The sequence below is a fragment of the Photobacterium sp. DNB23_23_1 genome (assembly GCF_052873815.1).
The window spans coordinates 1-23,954 of sequence record NZ_JBNNXT010000036.1 but is presented as its reverse complement, the minus strand read 5'-3'; the positions used below and the strand labels follow the sequence as shown (position 1 = coordinate 23,954).

Below are 23,954 nucleotides of genomic sequence, written 5' to 3'. Positions count from 1 at the left end.
GGCGACTGCTATTGGCTCTATAGGATACCCAGCATGCGGCCTGCGACACCGACAACGACGGTGATGCCGATAAGGCGAAGCGGGCTCCAGCCACGTTTCACCAAGGTGTACATCGCCAAGGTGTAAAGCAGCGGCAGGAAGGCGGGCATCAGCTTGTCGATCACATCAGCCTGCAGTTTGACCACGGCATCACCGGCGGTGATTTCAGCGGTGGTAGAGAGGCGGACATAAGTCGCGACCAAGGCACCGATAACGGTCATACCGACCATGGAGGCGGCGTGACCGACCTTCTTGGTGTTGGCCTTGATCGTCGGGATAGCCGCGACACCCATCTTGTAGGCGTAGTGGGCCAAGCCGAAGCGCAAACCAAAGTGAACCGTGTTAAACATCACCATGAAGAAGATTGCACCCATGATGGAGCCTTGCAGGGCAAGATCGGCACCGATACCGCCACAGATAGGCAGCAGGGTGAGCCAGAACATGGCATCGCCAATCCCGCCCATCGGCGCACCGACCGCAATCTTGGTGCTCTGGATACTGCTGATGTTTTGCTTGGAGCGCTCCATTGCCAGGATGATCCCCATAACGAAGGTCACCAAGAACGGGTGGGTGTTGAAAAACCCCATATGACCTTGCATGGCTTTGGAGAGATCAGCCTTGTTGGTATGGATTTTCTTTAGCCCGGGCAGTAGGCCATATAGCCAGCCTGATGCCTGCATACGCTCGAAGTTGAACGAGGCTTGCAGTAACAGCGAACGCCATGCCATGCGGTTGATGTCAGCTCTGGTGAGCTCTGCACCCACTTCCTTATTTTCATATTCATCCGGGGCGACCCCCGGGGCTGGTTGCACGTCAGTGTTGGTAGGACGTACGTTCAATTCGTCGCTTACATTAGATACCATCTTCGTAGTCCTCTACTGTCGGTGTGGTCGTTACAGGCGTTGGTTCTGACTTGCGCATGTAGTCGATGATGGCCATCGCGGTTGCGGCGCAGGCGATTGCCAAGATCGGGAGTTCTATCCATGCGGCAGCAACAAAGCCAAGAATGAAGTAAGGGATGTAGGCGTTCTTCATCATGATTTTCATCAAGACGGCAAAACCGATCGCTGGCATGATGCCCCCTGCCACACCCAATCCGTCAATTAGGGTTTTAGGCAGTGCCTCTACGATATTGCCGGCGTGTTCTGCGCCAAGGAAAACCGGTAGGAAGGCGCAGAGGAAGTAGAAGGTGCCCAGTACGGCAAGGGCAAAATAGTTCACGCGTTCAATACCGTCGGTATCGGCATTTTGGGCATATTCGTCACACTTGGACATCACTGCCGACATTGCCGAGAACAGTAGGGTGATCCCCATCTGAACTGCGACCGCAAAAGGTACCGCAACACCGACTGCGACATTGGGTTCGACCCGTGTGGTGATGGCAAAAGCCGTACCGACGATGGTACCGATAATAACGTTTGGTGGCTGTGCACCAGCAAGAGGGGCTAGGCCCATCCAAATCAGCTCTAGCGTACCACCGACCAGAATACCGGTTTGCAGATCCCCGAGGATCAGGCCGACCAGCGGGCCGAGTACCACCGGGCGGTGGAAGTGGGTAAGACCATTGAAGAGATCTAACCCGGCTAGAAAGGCAAGGATGCCAAGCATCAATGCTTGTAAAAATCCTATTTCCATAACGGTTGTCCTTATGAATTAGAGTAGGGTAAAGAGGTCTGTTGCACTTTCGGTGGGTACTCCCTGAACGATGCAGTTCACACCCAGTGCTTTTAGTTTGTTGAATTCCTCGATGTCATCGGCATCAACCGAGACAGTCTTGGCAATGTGGTTCTTTCCTTCCACGTAATGCATGTTGCCGACGTTGATGTTGTTCACGGGTACACCGCCTTCAACCAGCATGCGGAATTCTTTTGGTGTCTTGCAGACCAGTAGGATGCGCTGGCGATCTGCGGCTTTGTGGATGGTGTCGATGGTCTTTTGCACGGTCCAGAAACGGATGGCTATGCCATCGGCTAACACCATTTCCATCAGGTTCTGCTGGATGGTGTCGCTGGCAACTTCATCGTTGACCACCACAATGATATTGGCATCGGCAAATCCGACCCATTGCACTCCAACTTGGCCATGGACAAGACGCTCATCAATTCGGCTTAGTACGATATTTGGCATAGTTCATTCCTTTGTTTTTCTGTTTATCGCTATTGGATTACAGTGAGTACGGGTGAATAGTGACGCCCTGTACGACTCGGTTTACCTCTCCGGTCGGGCATGGGTTATCTGGCCCAAGACCTAGCTGGAGAGATTTTTCAAACGCTAACATCTGGCTGAACACGATGTAGGGGAAGCAAAGCCAGCTGTCAGGAAGTTCAGGTTGCCCAAGATCGAATACGAGCTCGCCATCGCAGCGACTGCCGGTGAGGGCAATGTGGATCCCAACTTGGTTGTCATTCTGGATTTCGTTATAGAGATCCAGATCGTATTGGCGGGTATACGGGTTATTCGACAGGTATTGGATCACCACGGCCTGCTCGTTGATGGTGAATTTCGGCCCATGGCGAAAGCCCAGTGACGAGTCGAAGGCAGTCATTACTTTGCCTGCGCTCAGTTCAAGCGATTTAAGTGAGGCTTCACGGGCAACACCTGCTAATCCGCCACTACCAAGGGTGATTAAGCGTTGGTAAGGCTGGGCTGCCAGTGTTTTGACTGTGTCCTGCCATTCGTTGATTTTGCCTTCACACAGGGTGGCGACCTTGGCGATGTTGGCATTGCGCTGCTCGGGACTTTCACTGCCGAAGATGGAGATAGCCGACATCAACATGCAGCTGAAGCTGGAGGTCATGGCAAAGCTCTGGTCATTCGAGCCATCCGGCATATGCAGGCAGTAGGCATTGTCATGGCTGTTGGCATGACGAGACAGCTTGCCGTCTGGGTTGCAGGTTAGAAAGAGGTGGTAGCTGTTCTCGACAAGCTGGTCGACCAACTCGACAGCAGCGACACTCTCAGGACTGTTGCCCGAGCGGGCAAATGACACCACGAGGGTCTTGCTGTTTGGGTCTAGGTATTCCGCTGGGTTAGAAACCAGATCCGTGGTGGGGATAGACGCGACATTAAAGCGGTTGGCCGTTTGGATAAACGGGGCTGCTGCATCACCGACAAAGGCCGATGTTCCTGCGCCGGTTAGGATAATACGCAGCGTGGGATCCGCCAGCAGCGGCTGTAGAAATGCTTGCCAATGAATGGCCTGATTGTCGAGGATCTGGGCCAGATTGCGCCACAGCGCATACTGGTGGCTGATTTCCTTGGCGGTGTGAATACCGTTGTGCTCGGTCAGCCATTGGCTGTTATAGCCCAAGAACGTAGTCATTAGATGTGCTCCTTAATTAAAGCGGAATTGGAGAAACAGGCACGCGCATAGATATCAGTGACTTCCATCACCTTGTGGATCGCTATATCCCTTGGCGAATGGCTCAGGAGCTGTTGTGAAATAGCTTTTGCTTGGTTCGGCAAGTACTGGCTGAGAATCGTCAGGGGGATAGGGTTCTGGGCTAGATTTTCAAACAGTTTCTGCTGTGCCTGTTGTACGTCGGCGTGGCTCCAGTAGTAGCGAATGCGGTCACTCAGGCTGTAGGTACAGTCGAGATATTGCTGGTGGCCGCGGCTGTGGTAATGCTGGCGCCAGTAATCGGGTTCTTCGTGCATCACTTGCTCAATGGTGCTGCGTAATTGGGCGGCTTGTTGCGGGCCCAGCCATTCCAGTTCGGCACGGTCGAGTGCAAACAGTGCTTCGCGCAGGGCAAACGTCAGGGCAGGGCCGACTTTGAGAATGGCAAAGTGATCCTCAACCAATTGGGTGAATGTGTCCGGGGTCTGGTAATCGGTCGAGTGGGCTTCGAAAACCAAGTGCGGCTGGCTTTCAATCATCTTGCTCAGTGGTTTGGCAAGCTCGCGCTGGTAGTGGTGAACCGAGTGGTGGTCAAACTCGACACCGGGTTGTACCACCAAACCAATCACTCGTGGCCAGACATAGCCAAGGCCGATATCGGAAAAGGCTTGATGGTGCGCATTGAGAGTGTCCAGCGCTTGTTCTGGTTGGGTAACGGCCAAGCCGTCGAGTGATTCCAATGCGCCGCCCGGTGTCGGTACTTCGGTTCCAATCACATAGACTGGGACTTCACCACCGCATTCATTCCAACTTTTTTCAGCGACTTCGCACAGCTTGGCGGCACGTTTGGCCATAGTCAGCTCACTCAACGGTAAGGTGTCATCGGCACAAGGCATCGAACAATCGAGGTGGATTTTCTTGAAACCGGCTTTGACATAATCGGCGATCAGCACTTCTGATCTCGCCATTGCCTCACTGGCAGCTAGTGACTGCCAGCAGTTTGGGCCTAGATGGTCACCGCCAAGTACGATGTTGTCATGAGGAAAGTCAATGCTGTCGGCGAGATCAAAGACCCGCTCGGCAAAATCACTCGGCGTCATCCCGGTGTAGCCACCGTATTGGTTGACCTGGTTGGAGGTCGCCTCAATCAGCACCAATTGGTTATCTTGTTTGGCTTGACATAATGCTGCTTCAAGTACCAGTGGGTGCGCTGAGCACACGGAGTAAACGCCAATAGGCTGCCCTTGTTTGTGTGCTGAGATCATGTCGAGTAGTGGTTTCATCTTGAGTCCTAGCAATCTGTATTATCAGCAATCATCACTTCAACACCGAGCGCCTTGAGGGCAGAGAGCGTCTCTTCGGGGATCTGGCTGTCAGTGATAAGGGTGTCTATTTGCGAGGCGGCGCGGATCATGCAAAAGCTCTTGCGGCCAAACTTACTGGAGTCGGTGACTGCAATGATTTGGCGCGACACGTCGCACATCGCCCGGTTGATTTGGGCTTCATGTTGATCTGGCGTGGTGACTCCTGCTTCTAAGTCGAAGCCATCGACGCCGAGAAAGAGTTTATCGAACAGGTAGGCACGCACCTGTGTTTCGCCCTGGTGACCGGTCAACGAGCAGGAAGAGCGGCGCAGGTTGCCACCCACCACATGCAGGTCGATGTTGTCGTACCCGCTCAGTTGATAAGCGGTATTGAGCGCATTAGTCATCACGACCAGCTGTTGCTGCTTAGTGAGGTATTGCGGCATTTTGGCGATGGTGGTGCCAGAGTCGAGAATAATGGCCTCGCCATCTTTGACCAATGCTGCGGCCATTTTGGCGATGCAATTTTTTTGGTCGCGGTTGATTTGGCCTTTGCGATGTAGGGGTTGGTCGAACGCAAAGTTAGGGTTTAAGGTCGCGCCGCCATAACAGCGGAAGACGCAACCTTCTTTCTCCAGCAGGTTGAGATCGTGACGGATAGTAACGGCAGAAACGTTGAATGTTTCAACAAAATCATCTACTTTTCCCGCCCCGTTTTGGCGGATATGCATCAAGATTTTTTGTCTGCGCTCGGCACTTGTCATAACACCCCCAACAACCTTTCATTCTTTTTCGCTTTTCAGCTAAAAGTGTTTCATTCCCTTTTGATTCTTATTGAAGCACTGGTTTGAAAGAAAAAATCGAAGGGTGATCACAATGGCAAAGTGAAGGTTTTTTAAGCGGAAAACCTTTCGTTTAATCCAAAACGAAAGGTTGTCATTTCGATGTGGTGGGAATATATACAAAGAATCCCTTTATTCTTGCGGTTTATTCAGTAAGGGAATGAAAGCTGGATTAACATGCATGCAGGTGATGTTATTTCGGATTGAAACCTGCTTGAGATCACAAGTTTGACTTTCCGCTCAAAAAGATGAGCTCAAGGTATAAACACAATGAGGGGCAAAGGGGATAGACAAGAGGCTAGTCGACGATAATGATTTCGACCCCCAATTGGGTGAGTTGTTCGACATACTCATCTGGGATACCGCTGTCGGTGACGAGCACATCAATGTCTTCTGCTTTGGCAATAAGGCAGTAGCTTTGCCGATCAAATTTGGATGAGTCTGTCACGGCGATAACTTGTTGGGCAACGTTGATCATGTTGCGGTTGATGGCCGCTTCACCTGAATGAGGCGTCGTGATCCCGGCCTGCTTGTCGAATCCATCGACGCCAAGAAACAATTTATTGAAGCGGTAGTGATTTAGCAGGCTCTCTCCGCAACCGCCATGCAGGGAATAGGAATTTTCCCGCATTTGGCCGCCGGAAACCATAACTTCAATATCGGGTTGGTTCGCCAGCTGATAAGCGACGTTGATACCATTTGTCATCACGATCAGGTTCTTTTTTCCCTGGAGGTTGAGGGCTACCTGTTCAGTGGTCGAGCCGGAATCAATGATGATGGTATCGCCGTCTTCGATAAGCTGTGCAGCCCTTTTGCCTAATAGCGATTTGATTTCGCGGTGAAGCTGCTTCTTGTCATTGAGCGGTCGGTCGAAGGTGAACTGGTTGTTGAGCGTCGCACCGCCGTAGCAGCGGGTGACACAACCTTTCTTCTCGAGGTAATTGAGATCGTTGCGGATGGTAACGGCCGACACTTCATAGCGCTCGGTGAAATAGGTCACCTCTCCCTTGCCATGCTGCTGGATAAACTCGAGGATTTCTGTTCGGCGCTGGGATGTTGAAGGCATAGGCTGCTCGTTACTAAGGGCAAGTCGAAGAAAGCGAAAGCAGTCCTTTCGGACAGTAAAGTGCTTGCATGCCTGCTACTGTATACCAAAACTTTATTGATGCAAAATCATGACTTTACAGAAGGTTCGTTTTGCAGAGTGAAATGTATTCCAACGGTTTTAGGTGGTGGAAAAGGATACGCATTGCTTTTATATATTAACTTCCACGATAAACTGATTGATAATAAATACCTATCGGCAGTCGTAAGCGGTGCCGAGCAAGGTAACCGAGGTCGTGAAGTTGTGCGGGCTCATCGTTACTACGGTATCGGCTCCGATTTGATGAGCGTTGTTTTTCAGCTCGTTGACCGCGCCTTGAATCAGTGCATCATTGCTGTAAAAAAGATAGGAATACCAGTGCCCTTCATTTCCGGTGACTTCACCCACCCAGTTGCATTTTTCTAGGTTGAGTAAGCTGGTGGTTAACACGCGGACTTGGTTGGCTTGCGGAATAAGCTCTTCGCTTGGTGTCACACAGCCGACTAGCAACAGGCTGACAAAACCTGCCAATAATATCTTTTTCATTTTAATTTCAAACAGCCTACATGTGATACTACAAATCGGCGCTAGATTATCACCTTAAGCGCTACGTGCTAAGTGATTTTTTGTAGAGTTTTAATCTCTGAATTATTGTTTAGCAGTCTAGGGTTAGTAACGGTTTATCGATACGAAAAAGAAAGTAATAGATTTGCTGGTAGCCACTCGGTTTGGCGTGTCTGTACTGGAGGTGGAAACCATCATCAATGTGAAGCGAGATACGGCTTTGACGATCATCGCCGAGATTAAAACGGAAGGAGAAGATATCCAAACTTTCGGCGAGGAGCAGAACCTCGCCGAATTGGTACTCTACTAGGGTCTATCGAAGAAGATAGTTGAACGTTAAAAGCCGGAAAGCCCCTGATAGATAGCGGTTAAGCCGCTGGCAAGACAAAGCAGCAAAGCAAATATCCTCACTACGCTTTGGGACAAGTTGCCGACAACCTTGTTCGCCAGCCAATACCCTAAGATAGCTGCTGGTAGCAATGGCAAGGTGATCTGAATGTGCTCTATGGTGAAGTGGCCATAGAAATACAGTATCACCAGTGACATGATTGAGGTGATCACAAAGAACGCCGACAAGTTGCCGCGCAGTTTGGCTGCTTCTTCATGCTGCATCAGAAGTGCCATTGGTGGGCCGCCAATGGAAGAGCTAGTTCCCATCACGCCTGACAAAAATCCGGCAACAAGCATTCGTCTTGGCGTTGGTTTCAATCGGTAGGGTAAGGCACTGATACCTACAGCTATGAGTACCATGGCGCCCAGCCACAAAGAAAGCGTTGCACCAGAGACCACGGTTAATAAGTAGCCACCAAGGAGTGAACCAGGAACACGGCCAATAATCGCTGATTTCAAGCCGCCAATTGAAACATTGCTTCGTAGCTTGAATGCATTTATCAATGAAATAACAAGCGCAACCAAACAGATAGGTGCTGGGACATACTGGGGGGAAAGTTGGAACAGTAATGGTGCTGCGACTATCGCTAAACCAAAGCCAATTGCCGTTTGAACAAAAGAGCCAAGAAAGATAAGGGTTGCCGCGAAAAGAACCGTCGACTCAAACATGAAGGATACTCAAAAAGTCATTAATAACAGCGTTTTGTTGCTGTCGTTGTTAATTGTTGTCTAGCATATCATGTTGAGTATATTGACGAGTAGCAATTATGTTGGCCGGTGAGAGGGTAGTGGTATACCTACGGTAATTTTTGCCAAAAATATACTTTGGGGCTGATCATCAAAACGGGTTAGGTTGGGAAGGCGTAAGAGGTAGCCTCTAATATTTATATTTTAAATATTAGAGGCTAAATATTATATTAAAATATGAAAGTACATTATGCGCTTTCTAACGCCCATGATGTATAAGGCTGTTTCATTAGCATTGAATTATAGTACCGTTTTTGTCCCGTAACTTCTTGTGCCAGCCATGGTGGCCTCTCAAAAGATTCATCTTCTGAGCTTAATTCTACTTCTGCAACTATGAGTCCTTGGTTTTCCCCATAGAATTCATCTACTTCATAAGTGTGCTTACCATAGGTAACCAAGTAACGTGTTTTATCGATTACACCCGGTTCGCATAATTTCAACAGTGATTGTGCTTCATCAATTGGAATCTCTTTCTCCCACTCAAAGCGACTGGCCCCAGATTCGCTACCGATTCCTTTTACGGTGAGGAAACCTTTGTTTCCTTTTACTCTCACTCGGACAGTCCGTTCGGGGACGGAGCACAGATACCCTTGAGTTATGCGTAATTGCGTTTTGGCCTGCTGAATAAAGTCGTTGGCATTGACCAAAAACTTGCGTTCGATCTCAATCATTTTTGCTCCTAGTTTGCGAGAGGTTTGTTGATCATACCAATAACTCGTTTAATGGCTTGTAGATAATTAATGTTTTCAACACCTTCAAGGCCGAGATCTGCTATTGTTTTTTTAATGTCTTCTATCTCAGTTGATTCTGAATTAATCGTATCTATCCGTGCGCCATTGACTAACACTTCTCCCACTTCGCAAATAGTATTGTTGACCATGTAACCAAAGCGGTGTTTGATGACAGTCACGGCCTGAAGATCCGGTTGCTCGTTGATGATGGCGAGAAATTCTTCTAATGTGTAAGACTCTTGAGAGAGAGAGGGCATTTCCACTTTGAATGCCGGAAAAACTTCACTCTCTAACTGAGCTGCAAGGATTGGGAATTCACCTTTTATCAATGGATTCCATTGTTCCAAGCCATCCACTGTTTGAACATAAGTTTTAATATCCATCTTTCCATCACGGATCTTAGTATTATTAACATCATTTGTTCGTGACAGAATATAGATTTCTTGGCTTGTACGCTCCCATACCTTCTCTGGTACAGGGACGGAGAGTCTTGCCATGCGTTTTGCGGCAGACTCAAAACTTTGGCCAAATGTTCGAAACTCAAAACGTGGTTTTGATATTTCCCCTATAACCATATTTTCACTCATGAAGTGACTCCTTCTACGTAATAATTGTCGGTACCTTTTTACATTACTGCCAAATTCTATTTGAAAACCGTGATGCTAATCATATAAAACCCAACTTAATCTGACATTCTCTGTTTGTGATGAATGAATTATACAGCGTTACGAATCGTTAGCCCTTTCCAAATAGGGGTTGGCTATATTTGTAAGGTTATGACGGATGTTTTGATTCGTGATCGATGGCTAAGTTGTCATTTTTAGTTGGGTCTAATTTTTTTAAAATTGATTTGTGTCAATTTTAACCATTCACCACGGTGTCACTCTATTGGGGAGAAATAACAATAAGAAATAAATAGACCAAAAGGATAACGATATGGAAAAAGTACAAACTTGGTCCCCAGGGGAAAAAGAGAACCGACCGCAGCAGGATACCCTGATCGACTCACCCCGAACAACGATCGAAGAAAAAGATCCATTAGATATGTCCCAATATAAAATGGGTAAAGTGGTTGAAAGGCCGCCTACCAAAGCGGGGCTGATGATGAAAACATGGGGATTACCTGTCGCAGTTGTTAGTTTTTTCTTATTTAGTTTTATATTTAACTTCGCGTCACTCGATCAAAAAGCTCAATACATGCTGGGGTTATTCGTAGCCTGTATTGTACTGTGGGTATCGGAATCTATTCCAAATTACCTCACATCAATTGCTTTGATTGTCAGTGTCATATTACTTGAAATTGTACCGCAGAAGGCCGCCCTTGCAGTATTAGGGCATCAGATAATCTGGCTTAATATCGCAGCATTTATTTTAGCTTCTGCTCTTGTAAAGACCAAACTTGCGGAGAGAGTCGCTTTACTATTTATTGTAAAATACGGTAAAAATGCTGGTTCTATATTCCTTAGTTTTATTGCGGTTAACTTAATACTGAGTGCTTTTATTAATGCAACAGCGGCAAAAGCAGCGCTTTTGATGCCTATCTTTATGGTGGTATCTGCGGTTTATGGTGCAACTGGAACCAAATCTAATAATTTTGCACGAAACCTTATCTTACATAATCTATTAATGATTAATGATTAATGCTGGTTGTAATGCTTTTTTAACCGGCTCAGGAGCAAACCTTGTTGCTGCTGGGATGATGGTTGGGGCTGGGGCGTCTTTATATTATTTTGATTGGCTGCTTGCGGGTTTTCCTATCACAGTAGCACTTGGTATTTTTACTTATATTCTTGGTGTGAAATTTATTTTTCCTCTTAGCAAAGAGGATCAAAAGCCAAAGCTTGAAGGTGGCATGGAGTCGATCCAAAAGGCTCTTGATCAGCTAGGTAAAGTTAGCTGGAATGAAATTAAGGCTGCGGTCATCTTTCTAACTGTTCTTGCATTTTGGGCAACGGATAAAGTACATGGTATTCACCCAACAATGATAGCTTTGATTGGCTCAATTGTTATGCTTGCCCCGCAAACGAAGCTTATTACTTGGAATGATGTCGATCTTCCTTGGCATCTTTTAATTTTCTCAGCTGGTGCCTATGCAATTGGTGCTGGGTTAACCGAGACAAAAATAATGGAGATTGCAATTTCTAATATGATGGATGCGCTGGGAATGGAGAACATGAGTTACTTCTCCCTTTACACTATTCTTACTGGTATTTTTATTGCCTCTCATTGGATATTTCAAAGTAAGACAATGAGAACTGTAATCTTTATTCCTATTGTAATCGGCATTGCTCAAGCAATGAATTACGATATTTTGTCCCTAGCTCTTCCCGTTGCACTTTGTATTAATGTTTGCTGGACATTTCCGTTTAACTCAAAACCTGCGGCTCTCTTATATGGTACGAATAAATATACAATGGGTGAGACTTGGCGCTATGGTTTGTGGACTAGTATATTTACTTGGCTACTAATGATTGTTGCTGGCCAGACATGGTTAGTGTGGATTGGGATATCTCCAGGCTTCTTTTAGTACTTATTGTATTACTTGAAATGAGTCAGGCTGTGAGTCTGACTTATTCCCACCCACACACTGCTTGGCTTTAGGTGCAGTGCAGATTCACAATAAGGAACGCTGATGAGCAAAAATATCCTCAGTTTCATGAATACCACGTTTCAATTAAAAAACAATATTGACGCCTTCTACGATTTATTAGGTGATTCCACTACAGTATTTAAAATTATTTTACAGCTTTATTTAAATAACAGCACAGCGCCGAATGAAGATGATGAGCAGCAAATTGAAATGCGTTTTAATCAACTTAGTCATATTGAGCTTACTGCTGATAAATTACGTCGTGATATTGAGAGTATTTTATATGAAAAAACACTCATGCCAGATCTACGTAGTGATTTACTAAAGCTGATTGAAGGTGTGGATGTTTTGATTAACCTTCAACAAGCATCTGCCTTCAACCTTATCAATGAGCGTCCCAAGATACCAAATGAATATCATTTTGACTTTATCGAATTACAGAAGACAGTCGCCGATAGTTGTGATCATTTAATTTCTGCCTGTCGAGCGTTTATGCGAGACCAGAGTCAGGTCAGAGATCATGTTCACAAAGTGATTTTTATTGAAAGTGAAGCCGATAAGCTAAGTACTAAAATGAAGAAGAAGCTATTTTCATCTTCGCTGGAATTAGCTGAGAAAATACATATTCGCTACTTTATTGAGCGTATCGATAATGTTGCAAATCATGCCGAGGATATTGCGGATTCTCTGGTTATATTTGCGATTAAACGCTCGTTATAGGAGACAATATGGATTTAATTATTATAATTTTTTTATCTAGTGGGCTATTTCTGGGCTGGACTTTAGGTGCTAATGATGCTGCTAATGTTTTCGGTACTGCTGTTGGTAGCCGTATGGTGCGCTTTTCTACTGCCGCCATTATTTCATCAATATTTGTCATACTTGGGGCAACATTGAGTGGTTCAGGTGCAGCGCATACTCTAGGTAAGCTTGGCGAAGTCAATGCGTTAGGGGGGGCGTTTGTTGTCTCTTTATCGGCCGCATTGACTGTTTTGGTCATGACAAAATTTGAGCTTCCTGTTTCAACAGGTCAGGCCGTGGTTGGTGCGATTATTGGGTGGAACTTTTTTGTCGGTATTGATACTGATACTCAGATATTGATGAACATTCTTTTTACCTGGGTATTGTGTCCTTTGCTCGCTGCCGTTATTGCCGTAATACTCCATTGGACAGCTAAGTGGTTACTAAATAATATTAAACCACACATTTTAACGTTAGATTGGACCTCTAGAATTGCGCTAATTTTTGCGGGAGCATTTGGATCGTATAGTTTGGGGGCAAACAACATCGCTAATGTGATGGGAGTATTTGTTAATGCCGTATCACTTGATGATTTAACATTTGGTAGTGTTACGTTAGGTACTGCTCAACAGTTATTTCTTATTGGCGCATTAGCCATAGCTATAGGTATTTTTACTTACTCTAAACGCGTTATGCTTACCGTAGGTAATAGTATGATGCCTTTGACTCCGATCACTGCTGGTATTGTTGTTATGGCACATTCTGTTGTGCTTTTTCTTTTTGCTTCAGAAGGATTAGAGTACTTACTTGCGAGTAATGGAATACCTACTATTCCACTCGTTCCTGTATCAAGTTCACAGGCTGTAGTGGGTGCTATTATCGGAATAGGCTTACTTAAGGGAGGTCAAGAGTTAGATTGGAAAGTGTTAGGTCGGATAGCTACAGGTTGGATTACTACGCCACCAATAGCGATGATGTCTAGTATCTTATTATTGTTTTTCTTACAAAATGTATTCAATTTAACCGTATATTCCCCCTTATATTATAGAGTGAGCCCACAGGTTGAGCTTGAATTAGGCGTACAAGGTCACTCAGTACGAGATTATTCAACTTTTTATAATAAAAAATTTGAGGATACTCGCTCGTTTCGAAATGCGCTTGTTGAATTTGGACTTTCAGAAGTTGAGCAAAAAAAAGCAATTGAACTGTCTTTGCTTCAACCTTCGACTATTAATGTTATGCGATTTCCTCCTGATTGGGTTCAGAACCTGAGTACTGAACGTTTGCAAGCTGTTGAGTTGTTAGAGGGGATGGAGTATGAGTATTCATGGCAGTTAACTCAAGCTCTGAGTTTGTTGAGCGACGAATGGAAATACATAGAAGATACCATTCTCAACAAGCAATATAACCGTAAGTTGAAACAAGATTTATCTACCCTTTTGCAATATTCTCAAATTCAATAAAAAATATTTAGGTGTTTATTGCGAACACCTAAATATTTCTATTTCATTAATTACATGTAATGAGTGTTGCGTAATGCGTTTTTCCGAAACAGTAGGCGCTGGTGTCTTCACGAGAGTGATTGTCTGCTTTTAGCCACTGTTCAAAGATTGGCGCAAGATCTTGAAGAGAGCCAATGCGGTGTTGTCGTGCGGTGGGGGTACAAAAATGCGCTAACACGTATTGCATATATTCAAAACATAAGCCATTAATTTTTGAGCTGTTATAGGCCTTTATCTTTAGGTGATTGATATCATTGTCAGCAAGATAATGTTGAAATTCATTATTGCTTCCAGCAGAAAAAAATTCGGCCCCTCTATCGGTCAGCATACGTGCTATTTTAATACCGTGTTTTGACAAATAAGGTTGAACTTGATCTTTGAGGAATAAAGTAACAGCTTTCGAAGTGTTGTCTGACGATAGGCTAGCAAAAGTGAAACGGCTATAGCTGTCGATAGCAAGGTGAAGATAAACAGGGCCAAGTTGTGGAAAATAATCAAACTTTATACAATCTTGTACTAGGAGGTCTCCCGGCCTTTTAGTCTCAAGTTGGCCGGATGCGTTTTTCAAGCTATTTACTTGAATGTTAAGGGCCTCTAGTTGCTTGATAGATAAGGTGAACTCCCCTCTATCCGCTTTCACTTTCAATGCCATCATTCGCTTTTTTTTAGTTTCAAGATCATAACGTAACCAAACTGAACGAACCCCGTTGGGAGATATGGGGAAGCCTTGTTCCGTGAGTTGTTCAGACACTTTCTTTTGGCCTAACTCTGGATGCTCGAAGGTGAACTCGATGAGTTTAGTCTGGATGCTTTTTGCGACTTGGTTACGCAATAAAGGTTTATCTCTAGCCTGTTCAACTAAAGCAGCCTCACCACCTTGCTCATAGAGTTTTTTTATTCGGTAATAACTGTCACGGCTATAACCGTATATTTTACATGCTTTAGAGACGTTGCCTAGTTCTTCTGCTAAACGCAAAAAAGCCAACTTTGATCTAACAGAATCATCTTTCATCTATTCTTGGATATCCATGTTAAATGTTGCCCTGCTCGTTAAGATATATTACTTGGATTGTCGCTGTAGTAAAAACAAAAAAACAAGTAATATCATTCACCGTTAATTGTTGTTCGTTTTCAATAACAAGCCGTTTTGGATCATAGAAAGATATCCTAATAGTTAGCACTATATAACGTTCTTATGGTCTCTTTGAGCCATGCGATTTTGGGATTTTGGCTATTGCGTTTGTGCCAAATCATCGTAAATGGGATCAGTAATGTGTCTAACTGTTCTTTGTCTAGCGGGATAGGAAGCGCAACCAAATCGGGGGGCATTTGCTGGCAATAACGCTGGCAATATTCCGGTGCGGTGGTGATCATCTGGTGTCCTGGTTGGGCTACCATGAACAAAGATTGCTCGAAGCTCGCCATAGTCAGGGCGACATGGCGGGTGAGCCCTTGTTCTGCCAGAACTTCATCCAATGCCCAGTTTTCACTCTTTTCCCACACGATAAACAGACCAATACCCCCATGCCTGCCATGGTGGTGAACAGACTTGGCCATGGAAACTTGAGCATGACGAGGTGACCGATCACTGGCGCAATCATCGGCACAATACAAGTGATCCCGTTGAGCATTGAAAGTACCTTGGCGCGACGTTGATCATCAAGCGTGTCACGGAGGATAGCAAAGGCGACGACATAGCATGATCCAGCGCCGATCCGGCTGACTCACGAGTTGCCATTTTGACAACAGGTATTTCCAGTTGCGACATAACAATATTGGTTCGATCGCCCGAATAAAAAAGCCGACCTCGTAAGAGGCCGGCTTGGAGTCTTTCTTGATTCTGAAAAGCGGGTTGTTTTAGCTGATATATCGTTTACCCAAACACGTACGTATACATGTAACCTGCGCCAATCGCCATACCCAGAATCACAGCGAGGAAGGCGGCGATCATCTGGTTCTTGAAGATAGATTTCAGCAAGATAACCTCGGTTAGGCTTGCGCCCGCACTACCGATGATCAATGCCATCACTGAACCCATCGCCATGCCTTTCTTAACTAGTGCAGCACTTAATGGGATCACCGCTTCAGCACGGATGTAGAGTGGAATACCAATCACGGCGGCTATTGGAATCGCATACCACATACCTTCACCAGCGTACTTGACAATAAAATCAGTCGGAATAAAGCCGTAGATGAAAGAGCCAATTAGAATGCCTAACATCAGGTAAGGAAGTACTTGCTTAAAGTCTTTCCAGGTTGCATGCCAAATGCGTACCCACCGGCTTGCTTCTTTCACGGTCAGCACTGCTTCACCACAACCACTGATTTTCACTTCAACCTCTTCTTTGGTTCCGCAGCATGAGCTGGCAACAGGGGCCGGTTCAGGCGTTGTTGTGCAGCATGATGTTGCAGTCACTGATGCTGCTTCTGGTGTTGTGCTATCACCACTGCGGCTGCCACAACTCGAACTGGTATCTGCCATTTGGTAGGCCCCTTCACGGACATAGCGTTCGAAACCCAGTTTATCTAGTACATAGCCAGCAATTACTGATACCGCTAGCGCCACCATGAAGTAGAACACGGCCACTTGGATCCCGAAAGTGACAACAAACAATCCAATGATCACTGGATTGAGCAGTGGGCTAGCAAACAGGAACACCATCATCGGACCAAAACCAGCGCGGGCACGGAGCAGACCTTTCAAGAAAGGAATGGTCGAACACGAACAGAATGGTGTTATAGAACCTAGCAGGGCTGCAATGAAATAGCCTTTACCGTTGCGTGAACTCAAGATTGACTGGATTTTCTCGGGGGTCAGGAACTCCTGCAACACGCCGACCAGGTAGCTAATAACTAAAAATAGCACCGTTAGTTCTGCGGCTAGGAATAGGAACATACCAGCGGCTTCTTTGAACATTGTTACGAATTCAGGACTCATGGTTACTGCCTCATTGGGTAGTATGTTTCGATATGCATGGAAATATAAGGTCGAAGCTTTTTGCTGTCAATTTATTATTTCGGTAAAAATAGAAATAATTTCAAAAAAAGAACGGGGAACATCAAGTGATGAGGATAAGTTTATGATTATCAATTGATAAAAATTAGGTTTAGCTAAACGTTAGCCTAATGAATTGCTGACTGGTATTTATTGGTTCTTGTTTGGGGTGTGATTGCTTGAGTTGTCCTTGGGCTTATACCTCGCGCTCTTTCCGTAAGGATTGCCTATCAAGCAAGGCTTCAGAAGTCACTCTGGTGCATTCTATTAACTCGCTATGACTGAGTTGTCGTTTTGCGAGTTCTTGGGATATAGCATCAAATCCACCGCTGTATGTATCGTAGAGTTCATCCGGGGTCTGGAATCCCACGTCATAGCACAGTGTGTAGGTGGAAATGGTTTCTGGCTCAGGCTGTTCGGTATTCAAATTGACTAACAAAATTAGCCCTGCAATTGCTGAAGTAGAAGTGTATTGGATATTCACGAAGCGCTCTAATGCCTGTTGAAAATGAACGCAAAGCATACAGGTATTGAAAGGCGTGGACTTACCATATTGTGCCTGTTTTATTTGATCTCGAACGGCATCTATAGATAAGTTTTTGCAGGTTAAAGTGCCCTGATACTCTACAAAAATCTTCCAAACGTTTTTACCCACTTATCATTACCTATGCCGTGCAGGTAACTCTCTATTTGTGAGAGAAAAGCTAATTGAACATATGTATTTATTTGTTCGTTTTGAATTAATTTATGTAGTAATTTTATCTAAATTTTATTGACTTTAATTTCTAACACTCTGTTGATGTTGAATTTTTCTCACTTGTCAGAAATAAGAACAATTTCATTGATTAGGCTTTTAATTAAGTGTTGTTATGGATTATCCATTCTCACAAATAACTGGCAGTAAAAATAAAATTAATTAGGCTAGGTTGGAGTGTTGTATGAATACCTCCCGTTATTTTTTGGCTGTTGCATTGATTGCGACAGTCTCGGCATGTCGTGAAAACTCTGATGATACTGGCTCGTTAGAAGCAAGTTCAGTGGGGTCAGAAGGGACTGAAATTGTTCAAGCGCCAGCGGATACACAACCCGAGGGAGATGCTCCTGCAAATGAGCAACCCGATGTAACACCGCCATCCAGCGAGGGCGATGGTCAAGGTAACGAACCCTCGCCACCGCCAGAGGCAAAACTAGACATTGATGGCTTGCCGTTGCCTGAGCTATCGGTGAGCCATGATTACGAGGCTTATTTATCGGCACAACCGAAGCATTACACCCGTATTACTTCGCCGTTTGGCAATGTTGATTCGCAAGACAATACCCCGTTTAGTAATAAAGTCACTAATCCCGGGGCTAACTTGGGCCGGGTAATATTTTACGATGTTCGCTTGTCGGCAAATAACACGGTTTCTTGTGCTTCTTGTCATATCCAAGAGAATGGCTTTACCGACCCCAAAACGTTCAGTGATGGCTTTGACGGTGGCAAAACTGGTCGTCATTCCATGAGCCTGAGTAATGCTGCTTACTACCGTAATGGGAAGTTCTTTTGGGATGAACGAGCTGATAGTTTGGAAGAGCAAGTCTTGATGCCGATTCAAGACTCGGTTGAGATGGGAATGAACTTGTTCGAACTTGAAGTGAAAATGGCGGAAACGAGCTTCTATCCTGAATTATTTACAGAAGCTTTTGGTGATGAGGCGATAACCAGCGATCGGATTTCAAGAGCATTAGCCCAGTTCATTCGTACCATGATTTCTTATGAGTCCAAATATGATCAGGCTTTCACAGTTGGGGAATGGGATGAGCCAGATTTTGCAGCGGTATTCAATGAGCAGGAAATGTTAGGGCTAAAGCTATTCTCCGGCTTTCCCGGACCTGAAAGCAATTCATTGGGCTGTATTGCCTGCCATCAAACCAGTGCTCACTCGATGGATCAAGCCCATGTTAATGGCCTTGACGCGGATACCAGCAGCGATCAAGGAGCGGGAAATGGTTTCTTCAAATCACCATCATTACGAAACATTGGTGTTGGTGCGCCTTATATGCACGATGGTCGGTTTGAAACCTTGATGGATGTGGTCGAGTTTTACAACAGTGGTATACAGCGCCATCGTATCTTAAGCCCTGATTTAACCAGTAACGGCCAAACTGGGGGGAATCCAATTAGAATGAACTTGAGTCAGCAAGAGAAAGAGGCACTGGTCGCTTTCTTGGAAGCGCTGACGGATGACACATTCTTGAATAACCCGATTTACCACGATCCTTTCTTCCCGAATACCGTAGAAGGTCAATTACAAGCCATCATTGATCGGGTGACTGAGCAACAGGACACTGAACAACAAGAAAGCGAGCAATCTTCAGATGGCGGTGAGTCATCACAGTAAACGGCATCGCGTTGCTTTGCTGAAGGCAAAAAAAACCTGCAACAAGGATGTGCAGGTTGTAATAAAAGGAACAAATTGACGAGATATGAACTTGTCATTGTTAACTACGCGGGAGGCGAGCTTGCCGATCAGATCGTATTTTACTTTTTGATGAGAAATGATTGGCTTCTTTTCAAAAAGTGATGTTGTGATGTGAGATTGACAGCTTAGCCTCCCCACCCCTTACTGCCACTTGAGGAGCGACTGCTGCTCCAGCCTGATTTGGCCGAAACGGTCGAACCAAACCCACCACGTGAAATGGTGCGGCTTACCGTTGGTTTGGGTTTCATATTGTCTTTGCTGACCCTTACCTTGGTTTTCTTGTAGCTGCTGCGGCCATAATCGTTGCCATCTGCTGTGGTCCAGCGGTCATAGAAAATACTGCCTGGATAATAAGATCGGAACATCGGTTGTGAGTAATAGCCACGATTACTGTCCATCATTCTGGCAAACATGAAACCAGCCATGGCTGGCATAAACCAATTGTTGCCTTGTGGCTGCATACAGGCGTTTGAACCAAACTCCGCCTCACAATCGTAGCGGGAGTTGTATTTAGGTGCGGTACGAGAAGCTTCCTGTATGGCAAACTGGTATGCGGCCTGGCATTCCTCGGTATAGTTGGGGTTGTCATCAACACAATCATTTAACGATTGATAGATGACGGCATCATCTGAGCTGTCGCTACAACCAGAAAGTACGGCGGTGGCTAAAACTGCGGTCACGGGGGCCGACATGGAGGCTATCGACACCGGGCGCCAGTTTTTCTTCATGCTGGCGAGAACGACGTGTTTACTGCGTTTCATGGCATCCCCCTTAGTATGTCATACAGGCGGCATTGAGCAGGCCTACTGACACGGAAGTCGCAGCCATGACGATACCCGCGGGGATTTCTCCGGCTTCGATACGCTCGACAATTTTTGGCATGAAGCCAAAGCGTAAAATAGCAAAGGCGATTAGCTGGGCAAACAAGGCGACCACGCCCCAAATAGCAAAATCGATCAGGTTAACTGAGTTAGTGGCAGCGCCTGCGATAGCCAAGCAATAGCCGATGATCGAGCCCGATAGCCCAATGGCTGCCGCAATATTCTGGTCTTCTTTTACTAGCTTCCACTCATCATGCGGAGTAAAGCGGACGTAGACGAACTTGAACAGCATCAGGAAAGCCAATGACAGCGAAAAATAAAGCAAGAATGCGCCGAGGCCAGCAAGCGAGTTAGTGAGTACTTCCATGTTAATCCTATTCTTTATCTAAACTATTGAAGGTTAGCCTATTAGCTTGAAGTCGGTCGGGGTTAAATCAAAACCAGTGCTAATGGCTAGGCACCGCTCAGCTTGGTTACGGTAGATCTTCTCCTCGCCAGCAACGAGCAGAAACTCAAATTGCCCATTACCTGTATCACGCTCATAGATCATCACAAATTGGTCTGTTTCAGTGACCGTGCCGTTTTCTAGCCAGGTCTTTTCTGTCATGGCGACAGGGCGGGTGTTGTCCCATACTTTGTTGAATTGATACTCCTCCAATGTCCAGTTGGGCTTGACGATTTCATTGTCCAGAATATGCTGCCACTGGCTCTGGGAATCAATGGGGCGCGATTCGTAAAAATAGTAGAGCTTGACCTCGCTGATATCTGCTTCGGACGGACCGTGGGTCAAGATTTGGATAAATCCATCGTCATCGGTGTAAAAGCGTAGCAGCCGGGTTTGCTCATCGAGCTGAACTTCACCGACCGCCTTGATCAGCTGGGTACGGGATGCGCCTTCGATAATCAGATCTGGCTCGATCAACCTCAGCTTCAGATCATCAAGCTCAAAGGCGCCGCCAAGCCTTAGTCCAAGGCATTCAGGGCTGCTCGGGGGCGTGGTTGGTGGTTGTTTTTTCTTAAACCAATCGAACATAAAAACTCCCGTTCATTTAGTGCTGTTATCTAGGTGTTATCTACGCACTTAGACCAATTGATTTGCTTGACGCGCTCATCAGCAATATAAAACAACTTGGCACCGGGAGGGACTTCACGGTCCAGCGGTGGATTTAGCTCGACCCCTTTGCCAGTGTCGATGGCAATAAGAATAGCCTTATGTTGCTGCTTAAAGCCGTTGAATAGCGGGGCTATGGTGCTCGGTGCTGACGTTGCAGGGTATTGTACTGCATACTGGGTCATCCCCTTGTGGGTACTAAGCAATTCGTGATGCAATTCGCTCGAGCCTGGATCGATTGCAGCCTTGGCAAGCATCTCGACCGCAACAGAGGGAATGCACTCGACATTGGGACAATGATGCTTGAGCAAACCACTCAATGACTCGTCATTGAAATATGCCAAGATATGGGCATTCGGATTCTGATTGGCACAAAACAGGGCAGCAGACAGGGTGACGTCATCTTCGCTGTTATCAATCACAATACAACTGGCGCTGTCGACCCCGGCTTTTGCCATTGATAGGCTATCGGTGAAGCTGAGGGTGCGGACAAACTCTATTTCCCCGGGCAGTGGATTTTCAATATCAGGGCGGACACACAGGACAATTGCGCGGTGGCCTTTTTCTTCGTGTTGCAGCATTTTTATTAGGTGCAGGGTACGCTGCTCGTTCCACCCCAGCACGAGAATATGGTTTTCCACCGATACTTTCCTCCGGCCTAACAGCCCCTGTTTCCAGTAATCAATAAAGACGCTTGCCACCCGGCCAACCGCGATGGCAAATAGCCCCAATCCGCCGGGGATCACAAACAGCATGACGACCCATTTTCCAGCCACAGTGGTTGGCGACATGTCGCCATAGCCAACGGTAGATGCACTGACAACCAAGTAGTACAGGAAATCCGTTGGACTTTGTATTAAGGCTGATTCGCCCACTGCTGCGAGTAGGGCATAGCTGATAGCGGTATAGCCGATAACCAGTAAAAGGAGGTTTCTGCCACTTAGCGCATGGAAGTTCTGAGCCGCCCAGCGGCGGAAAAAGAGCCATAACGACATACTACCTCCCTATCAAACGGCACCTACTGGCCCAAAATACGCTTAAGTTCATCTTCAGCTGAGGATTGTTTTCCTGGGGTGATCCCGGCCTCGGCCAGCTTTTTGTCTAGGCTGCTGCCTGATTGCTCATCGGCCATTTCTGCGGCGGCTTCCAGCTGGGCTGATTTTTCGGCTTGGCGTTGTTTGATGCGCTCAAGCGACTCAACCGCGGTATGCATTTTGGCATTGGCGCCGACATTGGTGGCTGATACCGCCGACTGGGCTTTTTGTACCGCTTCGTTGGCTTTTACCACATCCACTTGCTGCTCGAGCTGGCGAAGCTTGTCTTTGGCTTGGCTGATGTTGGTACGCATCTTCTGCTCAGAAGCAACGAACTGGTCAAGGTAGGCTTGCTCAGCTTGCTGTTCGTTACGGAGCTGGGCGACTTTTTGTGCACAATCAAGAGCAAGATCTTGCTGGCCTTTTTCCATCGCGGTGCGGGCATGGCCTTCGTACTCTTCGACGCCTTGCTGGAAGCCATCAACTTTCTGCTGGGAGAGCTTACGTTTAGCGACGATACTGACCAATGCTTCGTCTGAACGGCGAAGTTCTTGTTTGGCGTCGCGAATTTCCTGATCAAGGATACGCAATGCTTGGTTATCCGCGACTGCTTCTGCGGTTTCATTTACACCGCCTTTGAATGCGGTGAACAGTTTTTTCCAGACACTCATTACGCAACCTCCTTGAGGTGGTCTTGGTATAGTTCAATAAAGGCTTCGACATTGCGGAATAGAGTAGCGACCTCAATCACAATGCTTTCCGCCTTGGATTGGGAAGACAGTGAGCCAAACGCCACATAGTAGTCGTTGCCGCCAATTTCATTGATACCGATAGTCGATAGCGGGAACATCTTGTGGGTACGGAGGATATCGTTGTTAAGAGAAGTCAGGTCAATGACTTGCTCAGCAGGGAACAGTAGGACTTCAACCAGAATTTGCTCGCCAGATACGGCCAGAAAGGCTTCGATATTATCTTCGTTGCGTATAACCAGTGTTTGGTCATTTTCTTCAACTGCCCAGCCGTCGTGTTCACTCAGAAGCGGGATCAGTTCGGATACTTGCCACATCATAGTTGCTACCTTTTGTTAGGTGTCAGCGGATTGAACGAAAAATCTCCTCTTATTATGAGGTTAAATTATTCAATTACCATGAAATGCTGTTTTTTTGTTGTTTTTTTGTGAGCTGTTTTATGCCGCCGATAGGGGGTTGGTATTGTTTGAGTGCTAGATAAGAAGGCGTCCTAGTTATGATTTAGCCCCGCTTTCTTTGTTCCAGCTAAGTGTGTCCCAGGCATGAGCAGGTATAAATAGGGTATCACCTGGGCCGAGAGGGATATGTGCAATTTGATGCTTCGGGCTTTCCAGCAAGTTTTCGTATTGGCCGTTAAAAACGAGCTCAAGGCGAGGAAAAATCCAGCAAAATATTGCAGGAAGATATTCTACCGTGAAAGGAAATGAGTGAGAAGAAGGTTTTTTTTAAATGATCTGCTGGTTTTTTATTAAGATTCTGCATGTTTGTTGGTTATCTAAGCAGTTGAATGTTTTAGGGGTTTACAAGGTCAGTCGTAGCGACTAATATACACCGCACTTACGGAGAGATGGCTGAGTGGTTGAAAGCACCGGTCTTGAAAACCGGCATACGTTTGTAGCGTATCTAGG

General features: G+C 46.1%; 26 protein-coding genes and 2 pseudogenes. 6 read left to right on the top strand and 22 right to left on the bottom strand.

Annotation, left to right across the window (positions count from 1 at the left end):
* Window positions 1–17: 17 nt before the first annotated feature.
* The 8 genes from agaE to ACVA53_RS18965 all read right to left on the bottom strand — a co-directional run bounded on the left by agaE (window position 18) and on the right by ACVA53_RS18965 (window position 7,155).
* Window positions 18–902, bottom strand: a complete 885-nt coding sequence (agaE, locus tag ACVA53_RS19000) for a PTS N-acetylgalactosamine transporter subunit IID (protein WP_255044800.1) — start codon at window positions 900–902, stop codon at window positions 18–20.
* Window positions 892–1,674: a PTS N-acetylgalactosamine transporter subunit IIC gene (gene agaW / locus ACVA53_RS18995; protein ID WP_446505943.1), complete on the bottom strand. Its 783-nt coding sequence runs from the start codon at window positions 1,672–1,674 to the stop codon at window positions 892–894. The genes agaE and agaW overlap by 11 nt, the downstream gene beginning before the upstream one ends.
* An 18-nt stretch (window positions 1,675–1,692) precedes the next feature.
* Window positions 1,693–2,166: a PTS N-acetylgalactosamine transporter subunit IIB gene (gene agaV, locus ACVA53_RS18990; RefSeq protein ID WP_446505942.1), complete on the bottom strand. Its 474-nt coding sequence runs from the start codon at window positions 2,164–2,166 to the stop codon at window positions 1,693–1,695.
* 37 nt (window positions 2,167–2,203) lie between these two features.
* Complete coding sequence (locus ACVA53_RS18985; protein ID WP_446505941.1) at window positions 2,204–3,361, bottom strand: SIS domain-containing protein; 1,158 nt, start codon at window positions 3,359–3,361, stop codon at window positions 2,204–2,206.
* Window positions 3,361–4,662, bottom strand: a complete 1,302-nt coding sequence (locus ACVA53_RS18980; RefSeq protein WP_446505940.1) for a D-tagatose-bisphosphate aldolase, class II, non-catalytic subunit — start codon at window positions 4,660–4,662, stop codon at window positions 3,361–3,363. The genes ACVA53_RS18985 and ACVA53_RS18980 overlap by 1 nt, the downstream gene beginning before the upstream one ends.
* An 8-nt stretch (window positions 4,663–4,670) precedes the next feature.
* The gene (gene agaR / locus ACVA53_RS18975) at window positions 4,671–5,447 is read right to left on the bottom strand and encodes a transcriptional repressor AgaR (protein WP_255044795.1); all 777 of its coding nucleotides are present in this window, start codon (window positions 5,445–5,447) and stop codon (window positions 4,671–4,673) included.
* Window positions 5,448–5,823: 376 nt separating this feature from the next.
* Window positions 5,824–6,591, bottom strand: a complete 768-nt coding sequence (gene agaR / locus ACVA53_RS18970; protein ID WP_446505939.1) for a transcriptional repressor AgaR — start codon at window positions 6,589–6,591, stop codon at window positions 5,824–5,826.
* 231 nt (window positions 6,592–6,822) lie between these two features.
* Entirely contained in the window at window positions 6,823–7,155 is a 333-nt protein-coding gene (locus ACVA53_RS18965) for a DUF4156 domain-containing protein (RefSeq protein WP_255044793.1), read from the bottom strand.
* Window positions 7,156–7,318: 163 nt separating this feature from the next.
* Here ACVA53_RS18965 and ACVA53_RS18960 point away from each other — a divergent pair, with 163 nt between their 5' ends.
* Window positions 7,319–7,483 (top strand): hypothetical protein, encoded by a 165-nt coding sequence (locus tag ACVA53_RS18960; protein WP_255044792.1) that lies wholly within the window; start codon window positions 7,319–7,321, stop codon window positions 7,481–7,483.
* A gap of 26 nt (window positions 7,484–7,509) precedes the next feature.
* On the opposite strand, the gene ACVA53_RS18955 is transcribed toward ACVA53_RS18960, so the two are convergent.
* From ACVA53_RS18955 to ACVA53_RS18945, 3 genes are all read right to left on the bottom strand, one after another.
* On the bottom strand, window positions 7,510–8,232 hold the full coding sequence (locus ACVA53_RS18955; protein ID WP_255044791.1) for a sulfite exporter TauE/SafE family protein: 723 nt from the start codon (window positions 8,230–8,232) through the stop codon (window positions 7,510–7,512).
* 266 nt (window positions 8,233–8,498) lie between these two features.
* Window positions 8,499–8,981, bottom strand: coding sequence for a CYTH domain-containing protein (locus tag ACVA53_RS18950; RefSeq protein ID WP_446505938.1), 483 nt, complete (start codon window positions 8,979–8,981; stop codon window positions 8,499–8,501).
* A gap of 8 nt (window positions 8,982–8,989) precedes the next feature.
* Entirely contained in the window at window positions 8,990–9,628 is a 639-nt protein-coding gene (locus ACVA53_RS18945; RefSeq protein WP_446505937.1) for a hypothetical protein, read from the bottom strand.
* A 349-nt stretch (window positions 9,629–9,977) separates the two neighbouring features.
* Here ACVA53_RS18945 and ACVA53_RS18940 point away from each other — a divergent pair, with 349 nt between their 5' ends.
* The 4 genes from ACVA53_RS18940 to ACVA53_RS18925 all read left to right on the top strand — a co-directional run bounded on the left by ACVA53_RS18940 (window position 9,978) and on the right by ACVA53_RS18925 (window position 13,835).
* A complete protein-coding gene (locus tag ACVA53_RS18940) occupies window positions 9,978–10,682 on the top strand; it encodes an SLC13 family permease (RefSeq protein WP_446505936.1) in 705 nt (234 codons plus the stop codon).
* Window positions 10,675–11,568, top strand: a complete 894-nt coding sequence (locus ACVA53_RS18935) for an SLC13 family permease (protein WP_446505935.1) — start codon at window positions 10,675–10,677, stop codon at window positions 11,566–11,568. The genes ACVA53_RS18940 and ACVA53_RS18935 overlap by 8 nt, the downstream gene beginning before the upstream one ends.
* A gap of 105 nt (window positions 11,569–11,673) precedes the next feature.
* Window positions 11,674–12,351 (top strand): DUF47 domain-containing protein, encoded by a 678-nt coding sequence (locus ACVA53_RS18930; RefSeq protein WP_446505934.1) that lies wholly within the window; start codon window positions 11,674–11,676, stop codon window positions 12,349–12,351.
* Between the two features lie 8 nt (window positions 12,352–12,359).
* Complete coding sequence (locus ACVA53_RS18925) at window positions 12,360–13,835, top strand: inorganic phosphate transporter (RefSeq protein WP_446505933.1); 1,476 nt, start codon at window positions 12,360–12,362, stop codon at window positions 13,833–13,835.
* A 46-nt stretch (window positions 13,836–13,881) separates the two neighbouring features.
* Here the strand turns inward: ACVA53_RS18925 and ACVA53_RS18920 are convergent, their stop codons facing one another.
* From ACVA53_RS18920 to ACVA53_RS18900, 5 genes and pseudogenes are all read right to left on the bottom strand, one after another.
* Window positions 13,882–14,886, bottom strand: a complete 1,005-nt coding sequence (locus tag ACVA53_RS18920; RefSeq protein WP_446505932.1) for a helix-turn-helix domain-containing protein — start codon at window positions 14,884–14,886, stop codon at window positions 13,882–13,884.
* 155 nt (window positions 14,887–15,041) lie between these two features.
* Window positions 15,042–15,380, bottom strand: a pseudogene (locus tag ACVA53_RS18915) (HTH-type transcriptional regulator YidZ); the annotation flags it as partial.
* A pseudogene (locus tag ACVA53_RS18910) lies at window positions 15,380–15,589 on the bottom strand (MFS transporter); the annotation flags it as partial. The pseudogenes ACVA53_RS18915 and ACVA53_RS18910, both read right to left, overlap by 1 nt.
* 158 nt (window positions 15,590–15,747) lie before the next feature.
* Window positions 15,748–16,812, bottom strand: coding sequence for a permease (locus ACVA53_RS18905; RefSeq protein WP_446505931.1), 1,065 nt, complete (start codon window positions 16,810–16,812; stop codon window positions 15,748–15,750).
* A gap of 253 nt (window positions 16,813–17,065) precedes the next feature.
* The gene (locus ACVA53_RS18900) at window positions 17,066–17,524 is read right to left on the bottom strand and encodes a hypothetical protein (protein ID WP_446505930.1); all 459 of its coding nucleotides are present in this window, start codon (window positions 17,522–17,524) and stop codon (window positions 17,066–17,068) included.
* Between the two features lie 283 nt (window positions 17,525–17,807).
* Between ACVA53_RS18900 and ACVA53_RS18895 the strand changes: the two genes are divergently transcribed.
* A complete protein-coding gene (locus ACVA53_RS18895; RefSeq protein ID WP_446505929.1) occupies window positions 17,808–19,250 on the top strand; it encodes a cytochrome-c peroxidase in 1,443 nt (480 codons plus the stop codon).
* Between the two features lie 206 nt (window positions 19,251–19,456).
* On the opposite strand, the gene ACVA53_RS18890 is transcribed toward ACVA53_RS18895, so the two are convergent.
* Genes ACVA53_RS18890 through ACVA53_RS18865 form a run of 6 tightly spaced genes read right to left on the bottom strand, consistent with a single transcriptional unit; the run spans window position 19,457 to window position 23,366 of the window.
* Entirely contained in the window at window positions 19,457–20,092 is a 636-nt protein-coding gene (locus tag ACVA53_RS18890; protein ID WP_255044787.1) for a DUF1190 family protein, read from the bottom strand.
* A gap of 10 nt (window positions 20,093–20,102) precedes the next feature.
* Entirely contained in the window at window positions 20,103–20,519 is a 417-nt protein-coding gene (locus ACVA53_RS18885; protein WP_255044786.1) for a DUF350 domain-containing protein, read from the bottom strand.
* Between the two features lie 33 nt (window positions 20,520–20,552).
* A complete protein-coding gene (locus tag ACVA53_RS18880; RefSeq protein WP_255044785.1) occupies window positions 20,553–21,185 on the bottom strand; it encodes a YjfK family protein in 633 nt (210 codons plus the stop codon).
* 29 nt (window positions 21,186–21,214) lie between these two features.
* Window positions 21,215–22,258, bottom strand: coding sequence for a potassium channel family protein (locus ACVA53_RS18875; RefSeq protein ID WP_446505928.1), 1,044 nt, complete (start codon window positions 22,256–22,258; stop codon window positions 21,215–21,217).
* 23 nt (window positions 22,259–22,281) lie between these two features.
* A complete protein-coding gene (locus tag ACVA53_RS18870) occupies window positions 22,282–22,968 on the bottom strand; it encodes a PspA/IM30 family protein (RefSeq protein WP_255044783.1) in 687 nt (228 codons plus the stop codon).
* Window positions 22,968–23,366 carry a DUF2170 family protein gene (locus ACVA53_RS18865; protein WP_255044782.1) on the bottom strand — a complete coding sequence of 133 codons (399 nt, stop codon included), beginning with the start codon at window positions 23,364–23,366 and terminating at the stop codon, window positions 22,968–22,970. Before ACVA53_RS18865 ends, ACVA53_RS18870 begins: the two co-directional genes overlap by 1 nt.
* Window positions 23,367–23,954: the final 588 nt, after the last annotated feature.